Genomic DNA, 21,122 nt, shown 5'->3' with positions numbered 1-21,122 from the left:
TCTAGCAAACCCGCAAAACTGGTATCGGCGGCAGAATCGGCAGAATCCAACAAATCGTCGCACCCCCCGTTCCGCCTCCCGAAGCAAGTTTGTCTTGCTGCGGGATGGACGTTGATTTAGAGTAAATGCGGCAGCGGCGGCCTCTTCGCAAGTCATGCTGCTGATTAGCCTTCGGTCAAATCGCGTCGTCTCGACCGCTGCGGACGACGAACTTGCCACGGCCCTGGCGCCAGCACGTCGCATGAGCTCTTCCAAGCCCACTCCTGCGAGACCGGACGGAACCGCCGTTCCCGCGGCCGTCGTCAACCGGCTCAGCATGTATCTGCGCGAACTCCATCACTTGCTGGCCGAGAACCGCCAGACCACCAGCAGCAGCCAACTCGGCCGGCGGCTCGGGTTCACGGACGCTCAGGTTCGCAAAGATCTGGCCCATTTCGGGCACTTCGGCCACCCAGGCATCGGATATCGCTGCGACGAGCTCGTCGCCGAGATCCGCAAGATCCTCGGGACCGACCGCACCTGGAACGTCGGGTTGGTAGGCGTAGGCAATCTGGGCCGAGCCCTGTTGGGTTACCGCGGGTTCGAGCCGCAAGGGTTCGTCATCGTCGCAGCGTTCGACTCGGACTCAAGCAAAGCGGGAAGCCCCGTCGAGGGGGTGCCGGTCTATCCCATGGAGTCGCTTGTCGAGGAAGTCCGGCGACTGCGGATCGAGATCGGCATCGTCGCCGTGCCGGCGCCATTCGCCCAGCCGACGACCGACAAACTCGTAGCGGCTGGGGTTTCGGGGATCGTCAACTTCGCCCCGGTGACGGTGAACGTCCCTGAGGGAGTCAGCAAAGTGGGGGTCGACCTAGCCCGCGAGCTGGAACAGGTGACTTTTGCCGTGGCGAATCGGTTAAAAGTCGGCGACGAGTAGGCGGCCCTTTTCCCTGCGGGGCCTTCGCCGTAAACTGCTCTGCTGGCAGCAGTTGGGCGGCGCCTTGGCGACAAGTCCGCGGCGCGCCCGCCACTACCCCGTGGTGTAATGGTAACACTAGGGATTTTGATTCCCTCATTCCAGGTTCGAGCCCTGGCGGGGTAGCTTCTGCCGCCTGTGCGCCTCTCCCGGCCCGCAACGAGCGCTTGGTCGCAGGCTGACAAACCACTGGGCGTGAGCGCACATCCAAGAACCCATTTGGGCGGCTGGGTCGGAGCAGAGCGAAGCTCTCGGCTATTTCGAAACCGCCCCTCTGGGGGCGGCGAAAAGCCCGACTCCAGACGCCCGACAATCGCAGGCCGGACGGATCCTGCGGGTTGCTGCGAGCCGATCCCTCCCCAGCCCCGGCATCAACTCGCGGGCCATGGCGCAAAACGCGCGCCGCAAATTCCAACTTCCAGGAGTCGACAGCGTGAGTTCTCCGTTTGACGTCCCCGCGGTTCAGTTCGCCGTTGCCGCAGTCCGCGAGGCGGCGCAGCTTGTTCGCCTCGTTCAATCCGAACTGATCGGCGGAGCGCTCACAAAAGACGATCGGTCGCCGGTGACGGTCGCCGATTTCGCGGCGCAAGCGCTGGTGGCCCATCGGCTGCAGGCCTGGAACGAGCAAGCCGTGCTGGTCGGCGAGGAGAACGCGGCCGTGCTGCGGGAGGAGGCGGGTCGCGAGACGCTTGAGCAAATCACGCGCTTCGTGGCGACGGTGCTGCCGGAGGCGACGGCCGACGCGGTCTGCGAGTGGATCGATCGGGGCGACACTGAGCCGCCGGCGGAGTTCTGGACGCTCGATCCCGTGGACGGCACCAAGGGTTTCCTGCGCGGCGATCAGTACGCAGTGGCGCTCGCCCTGATTCGCAACGGGCAGGTTGAGATTGGCGCCCTGGGCTGTCCCGAACTTGAAGGGGCGGCCCGCGCGGCCAAAGGGGGGGCCGGCTCGGTGGTCGTGGCTGTGCGCGGGCAAGGCGTCCGTACGCAGCCGCTCGATGAACCGCAGGCGCCGTGGATCGAGCTCCGCGTCGCCGACGTCGCCGCTCCCGCCGAGGCCCGGCTGCTCCGCTCGGTCGAGAAAGGGCACACCGACACGGGGGGCATCGGCGCCCTCGTCGAGAAACTGGCCGTGTCGGCTCCGCCGGTGCCGCTCGACAGCCAGGCCAAGTACGCGGTGCTGGCCGCCGGCGGCGGCGACGTGCTGCTGCGACTCCTCTCGCCAGGACGGCCCGACTATCGCGAAAAGATCTGGGACCAAGCGGCGGGGTCGATCGTCGTCGAAGAAGCGGGGGGACGCGTCACCGATCTCGACGGGAAACCGCTCGATTTCGCCCACGGTCGCACATTGGCGACCAATCGGGGCGTGCTGGCCACCAACGGCAAGCTGCACGACGCGTTTCTGGCGGGTTTGCGTGCGATTGGCGCGTAGCGGGGACGCGAAAGGGTCCTGCTTCGGCAGCAGCCCCGCCTCCTGCCCTTTAGCGTCTCTGGGCGCCCGTCGCCGCTGCGGTCTTTGCGGGGGTTTGCGGGGGCGATTGCGGCTGGTCCTCCGCGGGCTGCCCGTGCGTCGCCATGATCGATCGCGTCCGCATCCGCCGCTCGGCGATGTTCTGCTGGATGGCCGGATTCGCCTCGACGACCTGTTCGATCATATTGGCGACGATCGGATATCGCTCGACGAGCGCAGCCATCAACCGTTTCAGCTCTCGTCCCTGCTGGTCGACGGCGATCATCCACAGCGACGGGTCGCTGTACAAGCACAGATCGAACCAAAACTGCTCGCGGCTCTCAGGCGTCAGGTCTTGTGACGATTCCAGCAAGCCGTCGGTCGCGGCGGTGCGTTGGAAGCCGTTGCGCTTGAACTCCAGGAACAGCCGCCACACGAGTTGCTTGTGGGCGTACACCGTGTGCCCCGCGGCGGTCGCGTAGCGCTCAAGACGTTCGACGTGGCGAACTTGCTCCGGCAGGGGCAACGGCGAACCGACGACCAGTTGCCCGTAGTGGTCGGCCAAGGCCTTGGCGAGTTCGGCGTCACGGCGGATGAAGTCCCCGAGCAGGTCGTCGATTTCGTCGATCTCAGCGACCCGATTGAACCGCACGAGCACCTCGACGATGCGCCGCGTCACGACCAGAAACCGGGTCCGGCCGGTCAACTCGGGCTCGGCGGCGACGGCCCGGATCGCCTGCATCGTCTCGCCCAATACGGCGGCGACGTACTTGTCCTGGCCGCGATGAACCCCCGAGAGTCGCTCCGCCACGCGGTCGGCCAACTCGGCGTATTCCTCGAACTGACTGTTGACCTGCAGCTGCCGGCGCACGTCGCCCAGTTCCTTCGCCACGTCGGCCAGCACTTGCTCGCGGACGTGATTGACGGTTTGAATCGTCTGGTCCGCAAAGCGGGCGCCGACGGCCGCGTCGAGTTCGTCGCGTAACTCGGCCATGCGCGTCTCGACGCTGTGCATCTCTTGCCAAACCAGCAGCTTGAGCCCTCCCATCACGGCGCCCACGCCGGCCAAGCCGAGCACGGCGATCACCGTTGTCAGCGTCCGATTGCGGCGTTCCTCGCGGGCCAGGACCTCGGCCTTGGCCATCTGAGCAGCCCGCTCGGCGATGTGATCCAGCAGGGCTTGGCCGGCGAGCGAAAATTGGGGCGTGGCGGTCGGATCCATCGAGCTTCCCCGGCGGCGAATGGGCAAAATGGGTCGGAAGCGTAGCAAACCAAGCCCCCGCGTGCCACGTCGGCCGCGGCGAGCCGTGCCTGACGGCGTAAGTCGTTGAGCCGCGAGAGGTTTTGCTGAAATTGCCGGTCTCCGGGCCGATTGACTGTCAACTGCCGCCCCACTAAATTGCAGGGCTAACTTGGCTCGCCCGGCCCGAGCCACTCCGTGCGGGGGCAGTCCCCCCGCCGGGATTGAATTCAGGCCGAATGAACGTTTCCAACGTCGGACGCCCTCCCCCAGCACGTGCCCGGGGCGGGACATAGCCGGCGTGCCACGCCGTCAGGAGCATCCCCTCGTGTCCTCGGAACTAGTCAAAGAGTTGGTCGAGTCGGGCGTCCACTTCGGCCACCGCAGCAGCCGCTGGAATCCCAAGATGCGGCCGTACATTTACGCCCGCCGTAATCTGATCCATATCATCGACGTTCGCGAGACGGTCCGCGGCCTGCTGCGTGCCAAGAAGTACCTGCACGACGTAGCCTCGCGCAACAGCCAGATCCTGTTCGTGGGAACCAAGCGTCAAGCTCGCGAGACGATTCAACGTGAGGCCGAGCGGTGCCACATGCCCTACGTAGCCGACCGCTGGCTAGGAGGCACGCTGACCAACTTCCGCACGATCCGCGACCGACTCGGTCGGCTCGAGCAGTTGGATCGCATCCTCAACAGCGAGGAAATCAACACGTACTCGAAGAAGATGCAGTCGACGCTCAACCGCGAGTACCGCAAGATCCATCAAAACCTGCACGGCATGCGTACGATGACCCGCCTTCCGGAGTGCCTGGTCATCGTTGATCCGCGCAAGGAAAAGAACGCGGTCAGCGAAGCCCGCAAGCTGGGAATCGCCACGGTGGCCCTGATCGACACCGACTGCGACCCCGATCTGGTCGACCTGCCGATCCCCGGCAACGACGACAGCATGCGTTCGATCGAGATCGTCGTGCGGATGCTGGCCGACGCGATCGCCCAAGGCAAGATCAAGGCGACCGTCACGCAGCAGCAACGCAACGAAGGGGCGGAAGCGAAGGAGTAACGCTTCGCGGGGGCTGGTCGTCGCGGTCGACGACGCGAAGGCCGGCAAGCGACCGCGAGAGCGGCTTCGCCTGCGTAGGCCTGCCGAGCCCTCGCCCTGACCCGCCGGATAATCCACCGATTCAAGCGACACGAGATTCAAGGAGCAACGAGTTCCATGCCGGAGATTACCGCTGACATGGTCAAGAAGCTGCGCGACGAAACGCAGCTTCCCATGATGGAATGCAAGAAGGCCCTGACCGAGAGCGGCGGCGACATGGAAGCCGCCAAGCAGACCCTGCGCGAGGCGGGCAAGAAGTTCATGGGCAAGCGGACCGACCGCACCACCGAAGAAGGCCGCATCGGCGTCTACGCCAGCGTGGCCGGCAAAGTGGGCGCCATGATCGAGCTGAAGTGCGAGAGCGCCCCGGTCGCTTCGAACGAGGAGTTCGTCGCCCTGGCGAACGACTTGGCGACCCAGCTTGCCAAGGGCCCCGGCGCCAAGTCCGCGGAGGACTTGTGGAAGCAACCCGCCCCGAGCAAGAAGGGGCAGACGCTCGAAGACTGGCGCGACGAGATCCAGAACAAGATCCGCGAAGTGTTCAACCTGACCCGGCTTGAGCGGATTGACGCCCCGTGCGGCGGATTCGTCCACATGGCCAAGATCGGCGTGCTCGCCGAGGTCGAAGGCGGGAACGACGAACTGGCCAAGGACGTCGCTCTGCACGTCGCGGCGATGAGCCCCAAAGCGGCCAGCAAAGAGGAGCTGGACCCGGCCGCCATCGAACAGGAACGCCAAATCCAGAAGGAGCGAGCGCGCTCCGAAGGGAAGCCAGAGAACATCATCGAGAAGATGATCGAAGGCCGGATGAAGAACTTCTACGCCGAGCACGTCCTCACCGAGCAACCGTTCGTGCGCGACGAGGCGAAGACGGTCGGCCAACTCGCCAAGGAAGGCGGCATGAAGGTGAAACGGTTCATCCGCTGGCAGCTCGGCGAAGCCGCTGCCGCGGAATGAACCGCTCCCGAGAAGTAACGACGAAGCCCCGAGCGACCCTCGGGGCTTTTTTACGGACCCGTCAGACTCGTCTCGCGCGGTCTCGCGGTCTCGCGAGGATCGAGTTGGCGAGCGGCTCGACCGCTCTAGCGCCGCGCGCGACTTCCCCTCCTGCATTTGCAACGACGCCATGAGCGAACCCACGTCCGGCCCCTATCGCCGCGTCATTTTGAAACTCTCCGGCGAGAGCTTTGCCCCGCGGGGCGAGCGGGGGATCAGCATGACCGAGGTCGTGCATATTTCCGCGCAGACCTATCGGGCGAAACAGCAGGGAGTCGAGATCGCCATCGTCATCGGCGGGGGGAACATCCTCCGCGGCGCTCAGTTCACTGCCGGCAATTCGAGCGTGCACGAAGCGACGGCCCACTACATGGGGATGCTCGCGACGGTCATCAACGGGCTGGCGTTGCAGGACGCGTTGGAATCGCTGGGATGCGAAACTCGGCTGATGAGCGCGATCAAGATGGACGGCGTCGCCGAACCGTTCATCCGTCGTCGCGCCCGGCGCCACCTGGAAAAGGGGCGAATCGTAATCCTCGCCGGCGGCACAGGCGCCCCGTTCGTCACCACCGACACGGCCGCGGCGCAAAAGGCCCTGGAACTCGACGCCGACATCCTGATGAAGGCGACCCGCGTCGACGGCGTTTACAGCGACGACCCCGAGAAGAATCCCCACGCGGTCCTCTACCGCGACCTGACGTTCGAGCAGTGTCGCAACCAGAATCTGCGGGTCATGGACCCGACGGCGATCGCGCACTGCATGGAACACGACCTGCCGATCCTGGTGTTCAATTACCGCGAAGACGGCAACATCGAACGCGCAGTCCGCGGCGAGACGATCGGCACGCGGGTGACGAGCGGGAAACGCGATTGATCGCATCCTGCGCGAATTTTTCCGAAATTGGAGCAGCCTCAAGAGGCCCATCAGTCCCTGACGAAGCACAATGGCTGACCTGGCCGGCGATTCATCGACCGTCGTTTGCTATGCGGCGTCGTGCAGCGCCTTTCTTGCGGTTGGTTGACCCTCATCCGTGAAATCAGCGGTTCAACGACCAAGGAGCGACGCCCAATGACCTTCGATGAAATCCTCCTCGACTCCGAGGAACGCATGGAAAAGGCGATCGCCAAGCTCAAAGGCGATCTTACGGGAATTCGCACCGGACGGGCGAATCCGGGGCTCGTCGACTCGCTGCGAGTCGACGCCTACGGCTCGCCGACGCCGCTCAAGCAACTCGGTTCGGTCAGCGCCCCTGAGCCGCAGCAGATCGTCATCCGGCCGTTCGATCCGTCAATTCTCAAGGACATCGAGAAGGCGATCATCGCCAGCGATCTGGGCTTGGCGCCCAACAACGACGGCAAGGTGATTCGCCTGAATATTCCGGCACTGTCGGGCGACGTCCGCAAGAAAATGGTCGCCCGGATTAAGGATCTCACCGAGGAGACGAAGGTCTCGATCCGCAACGTCCGCCGCGACGCGAACAAGCACGCCGACGCAAGCGAGAAGGACAAGCTTCTGAGCGAGGACGACTGCAAAGGCCTCAAGGACGAGGTGCAGGAACTCACCAAGAAGTTCGAGAACCAAGCCAGCGAGCTTGCCAAGGCGAAAGAAGCCGAGGTGATGGAAGGCTGAGCGAAGGGTCGGACGAGGCCGCCTGTGCGCGCATCGCTTGCTAGCACCCGCTTGTTCAACTTCTCTTGCCTGGATTTCCCGGCCTCGCCTATACTCCCCCGCGCAACTCAACCCGTTGCGTGTGCGCGCCCGCTCCCGTGTTCGGGGCGCGTCGACCCAGATTCTTGACTCGGTTTATGGAGAAACCGTCATGAGCAGCAAGGAAGCTGCGGCGCGGTCGCGCGCCGCTTCGCCCGCCGCCACGACCGTACGTTCTCGCGAATGGAAACGTCGCGCCGCGTGGCTCGTGGGCGCCGTGTTGGTGCTCGCCGTCGCGGCGCTCGTGCGTCACGGGGCCGGAGGCCGCGAAGCCGCGGCCCAAACGCCGGCGACCAAGACCGCGCCGCCCGTCGCAGAAGCCCCCCTGCCCCGTATCGGTCGTCCCGAGCACGACGTCATGGCGATCGTCAACGGCGAAGACGTCAGTCGGCAAAAGCTGGCCGACGCCTGCGTCCGCCGCTTCGGCGAAGAGGTGCTCGAAAGCCTCGTCAACAAGCGGCTCATCGCCAATCACTGCGCCAACCGCGGCATCGAGGTGACCGATCAGGAAATCTCCGCCGAGATCGACCGGATGGCCAAGCGGTTCCAACTGGGACGTGAGCAGTGGTTCGAGATGCTGCAGAAGGAACGAGGCATCACCCCGCAGCAATACGCTCGCGACATCGTGTGGCCCACGCTCGCGCTTCGCAAGTTGGCCGGCGAGTCGATTAAGCCGACCGTCCAGGAGATCAATCAGGTCTACGAACGCGAATACGGCGAGATGATCCGGGCCCGGCTGATCGCCGTCAGCGATGCGACCAAAGCCCAGCGACTGCAGCAACAGCTCGCCGCGAACCCCGAGGCGTTCGCCCGGGCCGCGATCGAGCAGTCCGAAGACGTCAACAGCGCCAGCGTCGGCGGGCTCATCCAGCCGATCCGTCGGCACCTGGGGGATCAGGCCGTCGAGTCGGCGGCGTTCGCGTTGCAGCCGGGACAGGTGTCGCCGGTCGTACAGGTGGGGAACCAGCACATTCTGCTCAAGTGCGAAGCCCGCATCCCCGCGCGGGCCACGCCGCTGGCGCAGGTGCAAAGCAAGATCGAGGAGCAGATCAAGGAAGAGAAGTTGCGAACCGCCGCGCACGAGCTGTTCGGCAGCCTGCAGAAGACCGCGACGATCCAAAACGTGCTGAACGACGCCAAGCTGAGCCAGCAGATGCCCGGCGTCGTGGCCACTGTCAACGGCGACCGCATCCTGCGCAGCGATCTCGACAAGGAATGCCTCCTGCGCCATGGCGAAGAAGTGCTCGAAGCCGAGATCTCGCAGATGCTCTTGCTGCAGGCGCTGAAGGCCGCCAACCTCACCGTCGCTCAGGCCGACATCGACGCTGAAATGCGGCACGCCGCGGAGTTGGCCGGGGTGGTCGACGCCCAGGGCAAAGCCGACTTGACCAAGTGGATGCAAATGGTCACGGTCGACCAGGGAATCGACCAGGACGAGTACTACCGCGACGCCCTGTGGCCTTCGACGGCGCTCAAAAAACTGACTGCTCGCGAAGTGATCGTCGACGAAGCCGACATCCGCAAGGGATTCGAGGCGAACTACGGCGAGCGAGTGATGTGCCGGGCAATCGTGCTCGACAACATGCGTCGCGCCCAGGAGGTGTGGGACATGGCCCGTAAGAATCCGTCGCTGGAGTTCTTCGGCGACCTGGCCGAGCAGTACTCGATCGAACCGACCAGCCGAGCGTTGCGGGGCGAGGTGCCTCCGCTGGGCCGGCACGGCGGCCAGCCGCAGCTTGAGGACGTGGCGTTCCAGCTTCAGCCGGGTCAGCTTTCCGGAATCGTTCAGGTTGAGGACAAGTACATTATCCTACGGTCCGAAGGACGTACGAAGCCGATCGACGTCAAAGAGAGCGAAGTCCGCGACCTGCTGCAGCGCGACATCTTCGAGAAGAAGCTGCGGATGGCGATGAGCGAGAAGTACGACCAGATCCGCTCGAGCGCAAAGATCGACAACTTTCTCGCCGGCACCTCGAGTCGCCCCGAGGACCGCAAGCCTGGGCAGCGTCAAGCGACCGTCCGCCAGGACGCCGCCGTCCGCCCGACGGCAGGGGTTCGATAGCCGAACGCACGATACCGGTCTCTTTGACCGCTCAAAGCCGGCAGCGTTATACTGAGGCAGGCGAACCTTCGCGGGTTCGCCTGCCTCGTTTCATACCCCCGCAATGCTTGGTCCTTCCCGACCACGACGCCTCCGCCCTATGTCTGCCACGCCCGACCCCGTCCCTCCCTTCCGCGTCGAGATCGCCGAGCGGGTCAAACGGCTGCCGCCGTACCTGTTCGGGCGGATCAATGCCGCGCTCTACAGCAAGCGGCGCAACAACATCGACACAATCGACCTGGGGATGGGCAACCCCAGCGACCCGCCGCAGGATCTCGTGATCGAGAAACTCGCCGAGGCGGCCCGCGATCCGGACAATCACGGGTACTCGAAGAACATCGGCATCGCCAATCTGCGGCGCGAAGTGGGGGCCAAGTACTTTAAGAAGTACGGCGTCCGGCTTGATCCTGACGGCGAGGTGCTGGTCTGCCTGGGCTCTAAGGAGGGGTTCAGCCACATGTGCCTGGCGCTGATGGGCCCCGGCGACACGGCAATCGTCCCCGCTCCGTACTTTCCGATCCATGTCTATGCGATCGCCCTGGCGTCGGGGAACGTGATCGCGCTCGATGTGGCCGACAGCGACAAGTTCCTCTCGAACATCGCCTACACCTGCGAGCACCTGTATCCCAAGCCGAAGATGCTGGTGATCAATTACCCGCACAATCCGTCGAGCGTGGTGGTCGAGCAACCGTTTTTCGACGAGGTGGTGAAGCTCGCCAAGCGGTACAACCTGATGGTGCTCAGCGATTTCGCGTACGCCGACGTGGCGTACGACGGCTACCAGCCCCCGAGCTTTCTCGCCTCGCCCGGCGCCAAGGACGTGGGGGTCGAGTTCACCACGATGAGCAAGGGGTACAATATGGCCGGCTGGCGGGTCGGCTATTGCTGCGGCAACCGCGAGATGGTGACTGCGCTGGCCACGATCAAGGGCTACTACGACTACGGCATGTTCCAGGCGATCCAGATCGCCGCGATCATGGCGCTGCGGCACACCGACGCCGCGGTCGAAGAACAGGCACACATCTATGAAAGCCGCCGCGATGCGCTGTGCGAAGGTCTCACGCGCCTGGGTTGGGACGTCACTCCGCCGAAGGCCGGGATGTTCGTCTGGGCGCCAGTCCCCGAGCCGTGGCGAAGCCGAATGAGCACGATGGACTTCGCGATGATGCTGCTCGAGAAAGGGAACGTCGCCGTAAGTCCCGGCAGCGGCTTCGGCCCCGCCGGCGAGGGATACTTGCGGATGTCGCTCGTGGAGAACGAGAATCGGCTCAAACAGGCTGTAAGGCAGATCAAGCAGTGCCTCAAGGAGGCGGAGGCGGGATACGCCTCTGACAAACCCGCAGCGACAGTAGGGCTGTAGTTCTTAGATCGCCGCCCGCTCGGAGCGTTTTTGCGGATGCGCTTCGACGAAGTCGAACCTGATGCGACCTCCCGCGTGAAAGAGAGATCATGGCGATTCGTAGGGCGGCGCGCCGAGCGCTCATCAAGTCCTTTCTCCGGAATGTCGTTCTTGCGTATTTCGCCTTGTCGGAACGGGGCTTGGCGCACGCCATGGCCGACGATGCGGCGGTCGTGCTGCTGACGCCGTTCCATCAGGTGGATTTGCATGACGAGATTTGGGCCCCGCGGATTCGGTTGCTGCAACAACGAACGCTGCCGCATGCGTTTCGTAACACGTCTGAAGCCCTGGAGGGGCTGCGGCTCTGCGGCGAATTCCTTCTCAACGGGGGGCAAAGCCCGCCGCCCCCGCCGCACAGGTTCCGCGACTCGGACTTGTACAAGGTCATGGAGGGAGCCGCGCTCATGCTCAAGGCCGAGCCGAACGTCGACCTCGAAGCCCAAATGGACGAGATCATCGATGTCGTCGCTCGCGCGCAAAAGGACGACGGCTACCTGTACGTCGCTCATATCACCGGGGCGATCAACGAAGCCGAGATGGGACCGCGTGCCTACAGCTACCTGCTCCACAGCCACGAGTTGTACAACATGGGGCACCTGTACGAGGCCGCCGTCGCATACGCCGAGGCGACCGGCAAGACGTCGCTGCTGGAAATCGCCGAGAAGAACGCCCGGCATGTGCAGCGGGTCTTCTTCGAAGGGGATCCCGCCTACAACGACGGGCGACCGGTCAACCAAGCTCCGGGACATCAGGAAATCGAACTCGGGCTGGTGAAGCTCCATCTCCACACGGGGAATCGGCAGTATCTCGACATGGCGAAGCGGTTCCTCGACATCCGCGGGGTCACGTTCATCCCTGACGGTCGCGGCATCGACGCACCTGAGTACGCTCAGCAGCACCAGCCTGTGGCTCGGCAGCGCAAGGCGGTCGGCCATGCGGTTCGAGCGTGTTATATGTATGCGGCCATGGCCGAAGTCGACAGCCTAACCGGCAAGAACGACTACGGGGCGGCGCTCGACAGCATTTGGCACGACATCGTCGATACGAAGATGCACATCTCCGGCGGGCTGGGGGCCGTGCCCAACATCGAGGGGTTCGGTCCTAGCTACGTGCTGCCGAACCGCGACGCCTACCTGGAAACCTGCGCCGGGGTGGGAAATTTCCTGTTCAACATGCGGATGTACCTGAAGTACCGCGACGCAATGTACGTCGACGTCGCCGAGACGGCCCTCTACAACAACTGTCTCGCGGGGATCGGCCTCGACGGCGCGAGCTTCTTCTACCCGAACCCGCTCGACGCCCCGGCGGGGCACGCGCCGCGGTCGAGTTGGTTCGGCACGGCATGCTGCCCGTCGAACCTCGCCCGGCTCATTCCCAAAATCGCCGGCCACATGTACGCGACAGAACCACGCCGGCTGTCCTGTCTCCTCTACGGCAGCAACGACGCCGAGTTGGAGATCGACGGCTCGCCCGTGGCGCTTTCGCAATCGACTCGCTACCCGCTGCACGGCGCAGTCAAGTTGGAAGTCAACCCGCAGGCCGCCCAGGAATTTGAAATCGCACTGCGCATCCCGACGTGGGTCGGCGAGCAGTTCGTTCCGGGAAAGCTCTATCGCTACGCCGATAGGAATTCCGCGAGTTGGACTGTCTCAGTGAACGGCAAGCCGGTCGTCCCCGAGGTGAAACGTGGGTTTGCCGTCGTCGCACGCCGCTGGTCTCCTGGCGATCAGGTGGAGCTCGACCTGCCCATGCCGGTCCGGACGAACCAGTGCCTCGAGCGGGTTGAATCCAACCAGGGGCGCCAAGCCGTCAGCCGCGGCCCGCTGCTCTTCTCGGCCGAGGAGATCGACAACGGCGGCGACGTCGCCCGGTTCTTCTTTGCAGGAGCTGCGCCGGTCGACAAGGCAACCGTCATGACGATCGCCGAAGGCCCGTTAGCCGGGCTTCCCCAGATCACCCTGCCGGCCAAGGAACGCCTGCCGGACGGATCTCGCCCCGTGCCTTTGAAGCTGGTCCCTTACTTTGCCTGGAGCAATCGCGATCGCGGTTCGATGACGACTTGGATCGGCACGCGGGCCGAGTTAGCGCATGTCGATCTGCTGCGGCCGGAACATCTCAAGTTCGCGGGGGCAAGCGCCTCGCACACGGCCGAGGGAAACACGGTCCAGGCGGTGCGAATGAAGCATACGCCGCAGTCGTCGCGCGACACGTCAATCCGTCGCTGGACAAGTTGGCCCCAACGCGGCCAGTCCCAATGGGTCGAGATCGATCTGGGCGAAGCCCGCGCCATTCGTAGCGTCGGCGCCTACTTCTACGATGACAACGGAGGGGTTCAGCTTCCTGACGCTTGGCATCTGTCGACGCCAAACGACCTGGGCACGTGGACTCCGGTCGCAATCTACAACACCGACTCCTACAGCACGTCCCCCGACAATTACAACACAGTGCGCCCCGCAGCGCCGCTGACAACCAGCCGCTTGCGCATTGAACTGACTCCCCGCAGCGAGAGCACGTGCGTGGGGATTCTATCGGTGAACGTAGAAACCGCTGACTAGCGGGCTTCTCGCTTTCCGTGGAGCGAAATGTCTGAAATCGCTTGACGCCGCCAGTGACATGTGTTACATAACTGTAGTCACCTGTCTCCGCATCGGGACCTCTCGCATGCTCCTCCGCATCGAAAAAGGCTCCGCCGTGCCGATCTCGCGGCAGTTGGCCGCGCAGATCGAGGCGTTGGTGTCGACCGGCAATCTCGCCCCGGGGGCGAAACTGCCGTCGGTGCGGGAGCTGGCCCGCGAGCTGGCCGTCAATCAGAACACGGTGCTCCGCGTCTACGAACGGCTGGCTCGCGAGGGACTGCTCGACATGCGGCAGGGACAGGGGACCTTCGTCACGGCCCGGCCGAGAGGGCCGGCGATGAAGGGCCGCCGCGAGAAGATCGCCGAGGAACTGCGGCAAGTCGCCCGCCAGGGGGTCGCCCTCGGACTCACCGCCGAGCAGTTGCATGAGTTGTTGGCCGAGGTCCTCGCCGAGCCGGCCACGATGAACCACAGAACCCAAGTCGCCCAGCACGTCGCGGAGAACGCCCCATGACCGCCGCCATCGAGATGCGTCACGTCGACAAGTCGTTCCGCAAGCAGCGGGTGCTGGCCGACATGTCGCTGGAAGTGGACCAAGGGACGACGTACGCGTTCCTCGGGCGAAACGGCGCCGGCAAGACGACGACGATCCGCATGCTGCTGGGCCTGCTTCAGCGCGACGCCGGCGACGTGCGCGTCCTGGGGATCGACCCGGCTGTCGACCCGTTGGCGATCCGGGCCCGCGTCGGCTATCTCGCCGAAGACCAGAAGATGTACGGCTGGATGCGGGTCGACGAGATCATCCGCTTCGTGGCGCCGTTCTACAAGACGTGGGATCACGACCTGGCACTCAAGTACGTCCGCGAGTTCGAGCTGCCGCTTGCCCAGAAGATCAAGACGCTCTCCAAGGGCCAAACCGTGCGGCTGGGGCTTGTGCTCGCGCTCGCCCATCGCCCGGAGTTGGTCATCCTCGACGATCCTGCGCTCGGGCTCGACCCCGTGATGCGGCGACAGTTCAATCGCGACCTCATCACGCACCTGCAGGGGGAGGGGCGGACCGTGTTCTACAGTTCGCACCTGCTGTACGAAGTGGAACCGGTGGCGGACGAGGTGGCGATCCTCGACCACGGCCGGGTCGTGAGGCAGGCCGACACCGAAACGCTCCGCCGCGACGTGAAGCAATTTGTGTTGTCGACCGACGCGTTGGCCGCGATTCGCGACGATCTGGCGGTTCTGGACCTCAGGATTCACGACGGCGAGGCGGCGGTCACCGTGCAGAACGCAGGCGCTGCGGCGGCCTTGCTGGGTCGCGAAGGAACGCCGCATCGAGTCGTCGATCTCAATCTCGACGAGATCTTCGCGGCGTACGTGAGCGGGACGATCGAACGCACGGCGCCAACGCCGAGCGATGCCCTCTCGGTCGGCGAGGCCGAATGATCCGTGGGCGCTGGCCCCGGGCGGAAGCGCGGACAATTCGCGAATGACCGGCAACTCGGCCCCCGGCTAGCGCCGGCGGCTCATTCGCCTTGCTGCGAAGGATCAACATCATGCATCGAACTTGGCAGGCACTCCTCTGGAAAGAGTACCGCGAGCTGCGCTGGAAGGTTGCGGCAATTATCTTGGTCGCCGTCGCGGTGCAGTTGTTGGTCGTGGCGATCATCGACAACCACCGGGGACTTGCGTTCGAGACGGCCGACGGCATACTCAGCGCCGCCGCGGTCGCCGCCGCCTGCTTTTTAGGGATGGGAATCGCCGCGGGCGAGCAGTCGGCGGGGACGATCGGGCTGTTGCAGTCGCTTCCCGTGCCGACGCGACGGGCCGCTGTCGTCAAGCTCCTCACGGCCTTGCTCGCCATCGCCGCGGTGATCGGCATGCTTCTCGTCGTGGTTTGGGTTCAAAACTCGGTCGTGCCGTCGATTCGCGACGTCTCGCAAGGTTTGTGGAAAGGGTTCGACAATTGGTACGCATCGCGGGGCCTTGTCGCGCTACTGGCCGCGACGAGCCTCTTGCTTTGGGGAAGCGCGGCAGGGGTGAACGCCGTCGATGAAGTCCGCGCCGCAGCGATTGCGTTCGTGTCGATCGTCCTCGCATGGGGCGTTTTCGAGCTGCTGATTTTCTGGAACGGCGATCTGCAAGAGCAATCCCTCTGGGGCGTTGCCATGGGATGTCTTCCTGGGGGGTTGGCGATCCTTCTCGCCGAATCGTCGCAGTTTGTTTCCTACTGGTGGGGGCACGTCGCCGCCTCCGTAGTCGTCCACGCTGGCTTGGCGTGGTGGTACGTCACCCGCTTCGGCCGCGTCGTGCCGGCGCGGGTGCAGACGGTCGAGGGCGAGCGGCCGGTCGTTTCGGCCGAGGCGCCCCGCACCGACTGGCTCGCCCCGCCGCGGCGCGGGCCGCTCTCGGCGCTTATGTGGAAGCAGTTCCGCGAGTCGGGGCCGCTGGCGCTGTTTGGCGGCGGCGGCATCGCAGCCGTCTGCATCGTCATTTTAGTCAGCGCTCGCTTGCGCTGGGGCGTTATGCATTTCGAGGGATCCAGCATCCTTGAAGTGGCTGGGGTGATTTGGGCAATGGTCGGCTACGCGATCGCCCTGGTCGCCGGGATCGGCGTCTTCATGGACGACCTGCGGCCGGAGCTGCAAGGCTTCTGGCGTTCGCGACCGATTCCGATCGGCCGGTGGTTCACAGTGAAGCTGCTCGCGGGGCTCGGCGTCACCTGCGGATTCTTGTTATGCGGGTTGTTGGCGTCGATCGCAGCCGCCGAACTGCTGGCGCCCGGCAAGGCGCTTTCCGCGATCGGCCTCGATGAAGTCTTCTGGGCAGCCGCCGTGATGGGGGTCCATGTCGGCGTTTATCTCGCGGCGACGGCTCTCATGGCGTACCTGAGGCACCCCGTTTATGCGGGCGTTCTGGCGACGCCATCTCCTTACGTCGCCGCGCTACTGTGGATTGGGCTTATGAGGCTCGTACATTTGGTTTTGCCTTTGCCGTCAAATGGACATGTCCCGACGGTCGTGTTCGGGTTCTTTGTCGTGACGATCACGTCGCTCATCGCCGCGGCTTGGCTCGCCGTGAAGCACGATTGGGGGTGGAAGCATTGACGGCGGCCGGGCGCCGGCTGCCGACGATGGCGACGCCGAACGTGGCGCCGCCGGCGACCTGGGAGGTCGCGGCTTATGGTCTTTCGGCGGTCGGCGTCGCCTTGCGGTCGCGCTGGTCCCTCCAAATTGCGGGATTTCGGCCGATTCGAGCGGCAATCGCGGCGCAAAAAAAGAGGGCCCTTGCTCGCCGAAGCAAGGACCCTCTATCTTTCATAGGCTGCACGCGGCGGCTGGCGGCGGCGGGGCTTCGCAAGCGAAGCTGCCGCAACTGGCCGGCGCGAGGACCCTCAGCCCGCTGTGAGTATCGGCGACGCGGAGACGAGTCTTGAGCCGCTCGGGGTCGAGCAGTTCCCTGCCGCGGGTGAGATTCCTCTTGCCGCGGGCGGGGACGTCGCGGCTCGCTTGAGTTTCTGCTGCCCTCGACCTTCCCCCCTTCCTCCCTTCCCCTTCGCGCATGTCCCGCCAGATTGCCAAACTTGCCCTGGAAGACGGCACGGTGTTCACCGGCGCCTCGATCGGCGCCCCCGGCGAGGTCGACGGCGAGGTGTGTTTCAACACCTCAATGACCGGCTACCAGGAAATCCTCACCGATCCTAGCTACCGCGGGCAGATCGTCACGATGACCTACCCGCAGATCGGCAATTACGGCGTCAACGAGGAGGATCTCGAAAGCGCTCGGCCCCGCTTGGCCGGTTTCGTCGTACGCGAGCACAGCCGCGTCGCCAGCAACTTTCGCGCAGACGGAACGCTGGGCGATTACCTGAAGGAGTGGGGAGTCGTCGCGATCGAGTCGATCGACACCCGAGCCCTCGTGCGGCGAATCCGCTCGCGGGGCGCCCTGCGCGGCGTGCTGTCGACCGTGGACCTCGACGACGCGAGCCTCGTCGCCAAGGCCCAGGCGAGCCCAGGGCTGGTGGGCCGCGACTTGGTGCAAGAAGTCGTTCCGGACATGCCTTGCGACTGGCAAGAGCCGGTGAGCGAATGGACGTTTCTGAATGCAGACGGCGGAGGGGCGACGGGGGAGGACGCGATGCGCGCGGCGACGCCCGCAGCCGCCGGCGACGCCCCCCACATCGTCGCCCTCGACTTCGGCATGAAGTGGAACATCCCCCGCCACCTGTACGACGCGGGGTGCCAGGTGACGGTCCTCCCCGGGCCGGCGTCGGCCGAGGAGGTGCTCGCCCAGAAGCCTGACGGAGTGTTCCTGTCGAACGGCCCCGGCGATCCCGAGCCGCTGACCGCTGCGATCGAGACCATTCGCGGCATCCTGGGCAAGACCCCGGTGTTCGGCATCTGCTTGGGTCACCAGTTGCTGTCTCTTGCCAGCGGGGCGAAGACCTTCAAGCTCAAATTCGGTCACCGCGGGGCGAATCACCCCGTGCAGCGGTTGGCCGACGGGACGGTCGAGATCACCTCGCAAAATCACGGCTTCGCGGTCGAGGAGGAGTCGCTTCCCGCGTGCCTGGAGGTGACCCACCGCAGCCTGAACGACGGCACGATCGAAGGCGTCCGCCGCCGCGACGTGCCGGCCTTCAGCGTGCAGTACCACCCCGAGGCCTCGGCCGGACCGCACGACAGCCACTACTTGTTCGCCGAATTCCTGCGGGAGGTGCGATCTGGCGTCGCGCCATCGTCCTAGAGCATTGACCGATCGCCCGGCGGCCGACTCTCGGTTCAGCTCGAATGCGATCGTCATCGAAATCGTCGGTCGGCGATCTGGCTGCTGCAATCTCGGCGTCGATACGATACCGCAGTGGCGCCCACCAGCCGACGATTGGGATTGCGATTTGGCCCGGAATTCCGAAAAAACCCGGGGGCTCGGGCTGACGGTGCGCCCCTCACGCCGCCGCCCCGGGCCGCTACAATGGGGGTTTTGTCCGCTTGCCGCGGCTGCCGACTGATTGAAGGAGACCTTCCCGTGCCCGGGACTTGCGTGATTGGCCTGCAGTGGGGGGACGAGGCCAAAGGGAAAATCGTCGACCTCCTGACCACCCGCCACGACGTGGTCGTGCGGTATCAGGGGGGCGCCAACGCCGGCCACACCGTGGTCGTCGGCGACCAGACCTACAAGCTGTCGCTCCTTCCCAGCGGGGTGCTGACCCCCGGGGTGACTTGCGTCATCGCCGGCGGGGTCGTGTTCAACCCGGCCAAGGCGATCGAGGAACTCGACGAGCTCGCCGCCCGCGGGGTCGAGGACCACGACAACCTCAAACTCAGCGACCGGGTTCACGTCATCTTCCCCTGGCATTTTGCCGAGGACCGGGCGTTCGACCACAGCGCGGGATCGACCGAGACGATCGGCACGACGGGGCGCGGCATCGGCCCCTGTTATCGGGACAAGGTCGGTCGCACGTACGCCCTGCGGCTCGGCGATCTCTACCGCCCGAACTTCCGCGACAAGGTCGAGCAGATCACCAAGGCCAAGAATCGCCAAATGGCGGCGCTCGACGACTTTGGCACCATGAAGCCTCTCGATGCCGCGACCATCTACGACCAGTACCGGGCGTTCGCCGACCGACTGCAGCCGTACGTGTGCGACACGACCGAGTACCTGCTCTCGGCCGCCGAGGGGGGACGGCGCCTGTTGTTCGAGGGGGCTCAGGGCGCTCTGCTCGACGTCGACCATGGCACCTATCCCTACGTCACCAGCAGCAACTCCAGCGGCGTGGGGGTCTCGAACGGTTCGGGGGTCCCGGGCAAGTACATCGACCATGTCATCGGCATCGTCAAGGCGTACACGACGCGCGTCGGCGGAGGGCCGTTCCCCACGGAGCAAGACAACGCGATCGGCAAGCGGATCCGCGACGCGGGCAACGAATACGGCACGGTCACCAAGCGTCCCCGGCGGTGCGGCTGGCTCGATACGGTTGCCGTGCGATACACGGCCCGGCTCAGCGGGGTCGACTCGATTTGCGTGATGCTGCTGGACGTGCTGAGCGGGTTCGACGAACTGCAGATTTGCACCGCGTACGAGATCAACGGCGAGCGGACCAACGTCTTCCCCAGTCATGTCGACGATCTTCGCAAGGCGAAGCCCGTTTACGAGTCGGTCCCCGGCTGGCAGGAGGACGTGACGGGAGTCCGCAAGCTGGCCGATCTTCCCGCGGCGGCCCGGGCGTACCTCGACCGGATCGCAGAACTCGCCGGGGCGCCGGTGGGACTCGTGTCGGTGGGGCCGGATCGGGCGGCGACGATCGTCACGGGCGCTGCAAGCGATCTGGATTGACGGCTGCTCGGCGTTCAGAACATGAGCTGCGAACTCGACCGTCCGTCGAGGAGAGCATGAGCCAACATCTGGGATTAGTGTCCGTCGTTGTTCGGGACTACGATGAGGCCCTGCGATTCTACGTGGACAAGCTTGGCTTTCGCGTGTTCGAAGACAAGCCGATCGCCGCACAATCCAAGCGATGGGTCGTGACGGGGCCGAGCGAGGGGAAGGGGTGCCGCATCCTGCTTGCTCGCGCCTCCAGCGCGGAAGAGGCAAGCTGCATTGGAGCCCAAGCCGGCGGGCGGGTGTTTCTGTTCCTTTACACGGACGATTTTTGGTCGGACTTCGAACTGTATCAATCCCGAGGGGTCGAATTCGTCCGTCAGCCCAAGACCGAACCCTACGGCACTGTCGCCGTATTTAAAGATCTCTACGGCACGCTGTGGGATCTGATCGAGCCCGTTCCAGACGCCTGACCATGTCGTCACTGGCTGCCAGCCGGTTCCTATGCCCGTCGCATTGACTATCCCTGACGCCCTCTCCGCCGTGCCGCGCGAGCGCTGGCCGCGGCATATCGCCGTCATCATGGACGGCAACGGTCGGTGGGCCGAGCGGCAGAGCTTGCCGCGAATCGAGGGCCACCGCCGCGGCGTCGCCAGCGTTCGCCGGACGACCGAGGAGGCCGCCCGACTGGGGATCGAGCAATTGACCCTGTATTGCTTGAGCAGCGAGAACTGGAAGCGGCCTCAGCCCGAGATCGACTTCCTGATGCACCTGCTCGAGCAGTACATGATCGAGGAACGCTCGACGATCATGGACAACGATTTGCGGGTCCGCATGATCGGCCGGCGCGAGGGGATCCCCGACCAGGTCCTCCGCGAGCTCGACAAGACGGTCGAGATGAGCGGCGCCAACGGGGGGATGTGGCTCAACCTCGCAATTAACTACGGCGGGCGGGCCGAGTTGGTCGACGCCGTCCGCGAGATTGCCGCGGAGGCGGCAGCAGGCGGTTTGCCCCCTGAAAAGATTGACGAGCAGACGATTGCCGAGCGGCTTTACACGGCGGGACTTGCCGACCCTGACTTGTTGATTCGCACGGCCGGGGAAATGCGAATCAGCAATTTTCTGCTGTGGCAAATCAGCTACGCCGAGATCTGGGTGACTGACCGCTGCTGGCCCGAGTTCGACGAATCGGCGCTCTACGAAGCAATCCTTGACTTCGCCGCCCGCAATCGCAAATTCGGCGGACTCAACTGCTAGGACCATGCCGTGCTCCGTTGGCGACTTTTGAT

At 64.8% G+C, this 21,122-nt stretch carries 17 protein-coding genes and 1 tRNA gene; 17 read left to right on the top strand and 1 reads right to left on the bottom strand.

Annotated elements, in window-relative coordinates:
* Positions 1-241 precede the first annotated feature (241 nt).
* The 3 genes from KF688_04435 to KF688_04425 all read left to right on the top strand — a co-directional run bounded on the left by KF688_04435 (position 242) and on the right by KF688_04425 (position 2,387).
* Entirely contained in the window at positions 242-916 is a 675-nt protein-coding gene (locus KF688_04435; GenBank protein MBX3424907.1) for a redox-sensing transcriptional repressor Rex, read from the top strand.
* 94 nt (positions 917-1,010) lie between these two features.
* A tRNA-Gln gene (locus KF688_04430) sits at positions 1,011-1,081 on the top strand.
* 307 nt (positions 1,082-1,388) lie between these two features.
* Positions 1,389-2,387, top strand: a complete 999-nt coding sequence (locus KF688_04425) for a 3'(2'),5'-bisphosphate nucleotidase (protein ID MBX3424906.1) — start codon at positions 1,389-1,391, stop codon at positions 2,385-2,387.
* A gap of 49 nt (positions 2,388-2,436) precedes the next feature.
* Here the strand turns inward: KF688_04425 and KF688_04420 are convergent, their stop codons facing one another.
* Positions 2,437-3,627, bottom strand: a complete 1,191-nt coding sequence (locus KF688_04420; protein ID MBX3424905.1) for a hypothetical protein — start codon at positions 3,625-3,627, stop codon at positions 2,437-2,439.
* Between the two features lie 346 nt (positions 3,628-3,973).
* Between KF688_04420 and rpsB the strand changes: the two genes are divergently transcribed.
* From rpsB to KF688_04350, 14 genes are all read left to right on the top strand, one after another.
* Positions 3,974-4,705: a 30S ribosomal protein S2 gene (gene rpsB / locus KF688_04415; GenBank protein MBX3424904.1), complete on the top strand. Its 732-nt coding sequence runs from the start codon at positions 3,974-3,976 to the stop codon at positions 4,703-4,705.
* 156 nt (positions 4,706-4,861) lie between these two features.
* Positions 4,862-5,701, top strand: a complete 840-nt coding sequence (tsf, locus tag KF688_04410) for a translation elongation factor Ts (GenBank protein ID MBX3424903.1) — start codon at positions 4,862-4,864, stop codon at positions 5,699-5,701.
* A gap of 169 nt (positions 5,702-5,870) precedes the next feature.
* Entirely contained in the window at positions 5,871-6,614 is a 744-nt protein-coding gene (gene pyrH, locus KF688_04405) for a UMP kinase (protein MBX3424902.1), read from the top strand.
* A gap of 195 nt (positions 6,615-6,809) precedes the next feature.
* Entirely contained in the window at positions 6,810-7,370 is a 561-nt protein-coding gene (gene frr / locus KF688_04400; protein ID MBX3424901.1) for a ribosome recycling factor, read from the top strand.
* Between the two features lie 190 nt (positions 7,371-7,560).
* Positions 7,561-9,510: a peptidyl-prolyl cis-trans isomerase gene (locus KF688_04395; GenBank protein MBX3424900.1), complete on the top strand. Its 1,950-nt coding sequence runs from the start codon at positions 7,561-7,563 to the stop codon at positions 9,508-9,510.
* 103 nt (positions 9,511-9,613) lie between these two features.
* On the top strand, positions 9,614-10,909 hold the full coding sequence (locus KF688_04390) for an aminotransferase class I/II-fold pyridoxal phosphate-dependent enzyme (GenBank protein MBX3424899.1): 1,296 nt from the start codon (positions 9,614-9,616) through the stop codon (positions 10,907-10,909).
* An 89-nt stretch (positions 10,910-10,998) separates the two neighbouring features.
* The gene (locus tag KF688_04385) at positions 10,999-13,503 is read left to right on the top strand and encodes a glycoside hydrolase family 127 protein (GenBank protein ID MBX3424898.1); all 2,505 of its coding nucleotides are present in this window, start codon (positions 10,999-11,001) and stop codon (positions 13,501-13,503) included.
* Positions 13,504-13,609: 106 nt separating this feature from the next.
* On the top strand, positions 13,610-14,038 hold the full coding sequence (locus KF688_04380) for a GntR family transcriptional regulator (protein MBX3424897.1): 429 nt from the start codon (positions 13,610-13,612) through the stop codon (positions 14,036-14,038).
* A complete protein-coding gene (locus KF688_04375) occupies positions 14,035-14,961 on the top strand; it encodes an ABC transporter ATP-binding protein (protein MBX3424896.1) in 927 nt (308 codons plus the stop codon). Before KF688_04380 ends, KF688_04375 begins: the two co-directional genes overlap by 4 nt.
* Positions 14,962-15,071: 110 nt before the next feature.
* A complete protein-coding gene (locus KF688_04370) occupies positions 15,072-16,622 on the top strand; it encodes a hypothetical protein (GenBank protein MBX3424895.1) in 1,551 nt (516 codons plus the stop codon).
* A gap of 454 nt (positions 16,623-17,076) precedes the next feature.
* Entirely contained in the window at positions 17,077-18,261 is a 1,185-nt protein-coding gene (gene carA, locus KF688_04365; protein MBX3424894.1) for a glutamine-hydrolyzing carbamoyl-phosphate synthase small subunit, read from the top strand.
* A 279-nt stretch (positions 18,262-18,540) separates the two neighbouring features.
* Positions 18,541-19,848 carry an adenylosuccinate synthase gene (locus KF688_04360; protein MBX3424893.1) on the top strand — a complete coding sequence of 436 codons (1,308 nt, stop codon included), beginning with the start codon at positions 18,541-18,543 and terminating at the stop codon, positions 19,846-19,848.
* Positions 19,849-19,904: 56 nt separating this feature from the next.
* Positions 19,905-20,306, top strand: a complete 402-nt coding sequence (locus KF688_04355) for a VOC family protein (protein MBX3424892.1) — start codon at positions 19,905-19,907, stop codon at positions 20,304-20,306.
* A 31-nt stretch (positions 20,307-20,337) separates the two neighbouring features.
* Positions 20,338-21,090, top strand: coding sequence for an isoprenyl transferase (locus tag KF688_04350; protein ID MBX3424891.1), 753 nt, complete (start codon positions 20,338-20,340; stop codon positions 21,088-21,090).
* Positions 21,091-21,122 lie beyond the last annotated feature (32 nt).

The sequence above is a fragment of the Pirellulales bacterium genome (assembly GCA_019636345.1).
Lineage (GTDB): Bacteria > Planctomycetota > Planctomycetia > Pirellulales > Lacipirellulaceae.
Note: the sequence above shows the minus strand (reverse complement) of the source record. Positions and strands in the feature narration are given on the sequence as shown.

What these genes read in the sequence shown, in the direction of transcription:
- KF688_04435 (MBX3424907.1), top strand. Translation starts at nt 242, where the DNA reads ATGAGCTCTTCCAAGCCCACTCCTGCGAGACCGGACGGAACCGCCGTT.
- KF688_04420 (MBX3424905.1), bottom strand. Translation starts at nt 3,627, where the DNA reads ATGGATCCGACCGCCACGCCCCAATTTTCGCTCGCCGGCCAAGCCCTG.
- tsf (MBX3424903.1), top strand. Translation starts at nt 4,862, where the DNA reads ATGCCGGAGATTACCGCTGACATGGTCAAGAAGCTGCGCGACGAAACG.
- pyrH (MBX3424902.1), top strand. Translation starts at nt 5,871, where the DNA reads ATGAGCGAACCCACGTCCGGCCCCTATCGCCGCGTCATTTTGAAACTC.
- frr (MBX3424901.1), top strand. Translation starts at nt 6,810, where the DNA reads ATGACCTTCGATGAAATCCTCCTCGACTCCGAGGAACGCATGGAAAAG.
- KF688_04395 (MBX3424900.1), top strand. Translation starts at nt 7,561, where the DNA reads ATGAGCAGCAAGGAAGCTGCGGCGCGGTCGCGCGCCGCTTCGCCCGCC.
- KF688_04390 (MBX3424899.1), top strand. Translation starts at nt 9,614, where the DNA reads ATGCTTGGTCCTTCCCGACCACGACGCCTCCGCCCTATGTCTGCCACG.
- KF688_04385 (MBX3424898.1), top strand. Translation starts at nt 10,999, where the DNA reads ATGGCGATTCGTAGGGCGGCGCGCCGAGCGCTCATCAAGTCCTTTCTC.
- KF688_04380 (MBX3424897.1), top strand. Translation starts at nt 13,610, where the DNA reads ATGCTCCTCCGCATCGAAAAAGGCTCCGCCGTGCCGATCTCGCGGCAG.
- KF688_04375 (MBX3424896.1), top strand. Translation starts at nt 14,035, where the DNA reads ATGACCGCCGCCATCGAGATGCGTCACGTCGACAAGTCGTTCCGCAAG.
- KF688_04370 (MBX3424895.1), top strand. Translation starts at nt 15,072, where the DNA reads ATGCATCGAACTTGGCAGGCACTCCTCTGGAAAGAGTACCGCGAGCTG.
- carA (MBX3424894.1), top strand. Translation starts at nt 17,077, where the DNA reads ATGTCCCGCCAGATTGCCAAACTTGCCCTGGAAGACGGCACGGTGTTC.
- KF688_04355 (MBX3424892.1), top strand. Translation starts at nt 19,905, where the DNA reads ATGAGCCAACATCTGGGATTAGTGTCCGTCGTTGTTCGGGACTACGAT.
- KF688_04350 (MBX3424891.1), top strand. Translation starts at nt 20,338, where the DNA reads ATGCCCGTCGCATTGACTATCCCTGACGCCCTCTCCGCCGTGCCGCGC.